Here is a 3,984-nt window from a genome sequence, read left to right on the forward strand (position 1 = left end):
TTAACAAAACTAATTTTCAATATGACAAAGAACCAGGCGACTCTAATGAGCCAAGTTTATTTGATTTTTAATAACGAATTTTAATGGGACACTAGTGAGCAACAATAATAAATAGAACTAAAAATTCTCCTATTCCAAAACCTATCATTCCAATCATAATGATTTAATTTTATGTTATACAATAACATTAATTACAAAAGACAGATGTAAAACTTACATTTTTCTTATTCCCGTTAGCATCTTGTACTTCAAGCATATATTCTTCATCATAACCACCATTTTGAGTTACCTCAACTTCATATATACTTTCTGATTTCTTTACAAAATCATTTAAATATATTTCCTGTTCAATATTAAACTTTTTATGATAACACCTAACTTTAAACAGGGCTTTGGCATCATCAAAAGGAACGCCTCCATTTATAAATAGAGTAAAAGATGATCCATCGCATACTTCAACCTCATCTATACTAATTGACATTTCTGCCTTCTGATTGGTGTCATTATCGTAATAAGTATATTCCCGGCTAAATAATGGCTCATAGGTTAATGCATTCGTTTTAAGTACCCAGTTTCCCATGAAGTCGTACTTATAACTGTAATGATATGTACCATTGTATATTATATTGTCATTTGTGTCGTATAGCCATTCTTGTTTAGTCTCATATGTTCTGGTGGCTATTCTTTTATTTTCTTCTTTATAACCCATTAGATCAAGATGTTTGATCGTTACCTTTCTTATTAAGTTATCCCTTTCATCATAAGTAAAACTATATTCAAATTTGACAGGTTCTTCCATTGTGAATGGCGGTAATGATACATTATATTCTTTTTTTTCCAGAATGTTACCTTTATCATTGTATGTGTATTCATTTTTATAGCGTCTTGACAGAGAGCCATCAGAATTATAAGCTTCTTTAAATATCTCATTTTTGTATTTATCGTATTCAATAGTGGCAGAGAGCACATCGTTGAGATAAACGTTTACTTTTCTTTTATCAATAATTTCATAACAATATTTTTCAATTCGATCCAATTGTGCTATCTGCTTTTGATAGTTTTTTCTGTAGTATTGCTTTTCAATCAAATTGCCAATACTGTCGTATTTAAGCACATCATAATTATATGGATCTCCGGAATATTCATAAATCGTATGCTCCATCATGTTGTTATTGTCGTCATATTTCATTATTTCTTTTATATTATTATTCTTTGCATAGATAAAACCCTTTTCAATAATATATCCATTTTTATTAAATTTAATATAAGAAACAGACCTCGATCCGTTGCGGGCTTCTCCTCTTTCTCTTAATTCTTTAACCTTTCCTTTCAGATTCAATTTAGTCCAGTCATTTTCTTTATTTATAATAAACCCATCTTCATTTTGCAAATTTCCTCCACAGGAGGGTAGGAATATCGTAACAAAGAAAGCAGCAAGTGCTTTTATTATTAATCTTGTTTTCATGGAATTGGAGTTATAGCAATTATATTTTTCTTTATTGTACCTCCACTTACAACGCTCCACCTGGAATCATATGGATTCTAGATTTCGTAAGGAGAACCCATTTTGGACCTGTATATCACAAATCCGGCAAATTCAGCATGAGGAGGAGCAGTCACGATTTCAAATTCTTTTACTTCTCCTTCCTGAATACGTGGGAAACTATAAGCGCCAATATATGCCTTTTTTATTCCAAATGAACCTTTTGTACCCTGAGCTATTGACAGGGAACACTGGCCCGGAGTAAGTTGTCGGCTATCTTTCAGACCTTTTACTTTTATTTTAAATCGATTTGCCTTAATACATGTTATTCCTACAACTTTCCAATATTCCAGATTGCAAAGTTCTCTGAATTCAACCGCTTTGGGGTACGAAGAAAATTTTATGACATTGCTTAATGGTAATACTTCTTTCTGTTCATATCCTACATTTTGCGATATCGGTTTCTCTGTGATAAGCTGAGATGTTCTTTTTTCTTCAACTGGTGTATCTGCTTTTTTCACTGGAATAACAACTTCTACTTCTTCATTCTTTATAATAGGTACGTTTTTGAAAACGAAGTCTCCATCAGGTCTGTTATTATAACCATAATCCCATGCCTCGCCTTTTATTCTTATTTGAGTGAATGAGGTTGCCTTTGAACTGAATCCTGACAATACTACCCTTACTTTCATCGGTGTATCATTGAGCAAACTGCCTCCGGCAGAACTCCCTAATGAACTCTGACTATTTCCAATGATAATTTCAGCCCGACATTGAGTTCCCAAATTATCATAAACATTAGTACTTCTATCCATGCGATAATCTCTAATATTTTCACCCTTATTGGTTATTGTAAATTCTAAAATGTAATTTTCACCTGACATCTCCGCTCCGATTATATTTACTTTCAGATTCCTATGTGGAGAAGAAACAGTGATTTTAGAACTATTGGTTTCGGCATTGTTTGTATTTGCTGATTCTTCTGATCCTAGAAACCTATCAACCTGTTTACTTGCATTTTCTATACTTTTCTCTAGTATTTTTAGAAACTGTGCACTGCATTCACCGCTATATGTGAATAACACGGCTAATAATAAAATGAATGTGATTGTTTTTTTCATAAGATTCGTCATTTAGTTCATTATAATATTTATAAAATCCAATAAATAAAAAAACGTGGGTACTGCCATCATATCTGTTACTGAGGTATCGCCAAACACCCTTCCGCAGATAGACAACAGACCCACGCCTATAATGAAACAGACGTGAGCGCTAGTTGCTATTATCTCTACGGTTTTTTTGGAAAATTTGGCGATTTTCAGTAATCGAGATAATATCGTAACGCTTTTGTTATTTTTTACTATATTCTAAATTATCAACGCCTTGATTGTTAGAACAGAACAAAAATAAGCGAAAGCTTGGATGTTTGCAAATATTATTAATACTTTCCTTTAATACATTATTTACTTATTAATACGGGAGAGATATAAAATGTAACTTGGAAATTTGATTTTTTAGATTATTTTTGCACGGAATAGATTTTAATGCAATTTTATGATTTTTCGGTTTGTTATTATTCTTTTTCTTTTCCCTGTCTTATTGAATGGGCAAGTTAATCGAGCATTATTTGTTGCTGTTGACGAATATCCGCAAGGTAGTGGATGGGAATGGCAGAATATACATGCTACAAACGACTCTCTTATCATTATACCAATGCTTTTAAAGCATGGATATTTAAGAGAAAATATAAAGATTTTGGCAAATAGTGAAGCACCAAAGAAGTCAATCGTACATGCGTTAACTGATATTTATAATAAATCTGCTAAAGGTGACTACATATATATTCATATTTCTTGTCACGGACAGCAAATGATCGATAACGATGGAGACGAAGAAGATGGACTGGATGAAGCATTAATACCTTATGATGCCTACCGGATATACGCTAAAGGAAAATATGAAGGAGAAAATCATCTGAGGGATGATGAACTTGGAAAGTATCTTGAACTCATTAGAGTCAAAACAGGGTCAACAGGTAATATCACAGTTGTGTTGGATGCCTGCCATAGTGGTACGGGAACCCGTACTGAGGATGAGGATGAATATATCAGAGGTACATCATATATTTTCGGACCTGAAGGGGCAGTTCCCCCAAAAAGGGAGCCTCGCAAATTTCGTTTTTCACATAAGCTGGACAAAAATTTATGCCCGATAACAATACTCAGTGCCTGCCAGGATGAAGAAATTAACCATGAATATAAGGACGTAACATCAGATATATATTATGGAATAAAGGCTTTCAGATCGCAATTCAGAGGTGTCAGGGATAAAGCTTTTTTCTTGTTCAGATTAACAAAATTATACGCGTAAATTCAAAATCCCTCATGTTTTTACGTTGAGCCGTGATGCGCTCTGTACAAGCACACTACAAAACCATATTAAACTTCTTTGATAGGAGAGCAACCAATGCCTCGGCGGAATCCTTTAATGCCAAGATCAAA

2 protein-coding genes and 2 pseudogenes are annotated in these 3,984 nt (G+C 33.3%); 2 read left to right on the forward strand and 2 right to left on the reverse strand.

Annotation, left to right across the window (positions count from 1 at the left end; all coding sequences use genetic code 11):
• Window positions 1-187: 187 nt before the first annotated feature.
• Both D0T57_RS15080 and D0T57_RS15085 read right to left on the reverse strand, forming a co-directional pair.
• Window positions 188-1,465 (reverse strand): hypothetical protein, encoded by a 1,278-nt coding sequence (locus D0T57_RS15080; protein ID WP_163274301.1) that lies wholly within the window; start codon window positions 1,463-1,465, stop codon window positions 188-190.
• 77 nt (window positions 1,466-1,542) lie between these two features.
• Window positions 1,543-2,604: a hypothetical protein gene (locus D0T57_RS15085; protein ID WP_163274302.1), complete on the reverse strand. Its 1,062-nt coding sequence runs from the start codon at window positions 2,602-2,604 to the stop codon at window positions 1,543-1,545.
• Window positions 2,605-3,112: 508 nt separating this feature from the next.
• Here D0T57_RS15085 and D0T57_RS15965 point away from each other — a divergent pair.
• Both D0T57_RS15965 and D0T57_RS15095 read left to right on the forward strand, forming a co-directional pair.
• Window positions 3,113-3,853 (forward strand): annotated as a pseudogene (locus D0T57_RS15965) (caspase family protein); the annotation flags it as partial.
• 32 nt (window positions 3,854-3,885) lie between these two features.
• Window positions 3,886-3,984 (forward strand): annotated as a pseudogene (locus D0T57_RS15095) (transposase); the annotation flags it as partial.

The organism is Dysgonomonas sp. 511 (assembly GCF_010501105.1).
Lineage (GTDB): Bacteria > Bacteroidota > Bacteroidia > Bacteroidales > Dysgonomonadaceae > Dysgonomonas.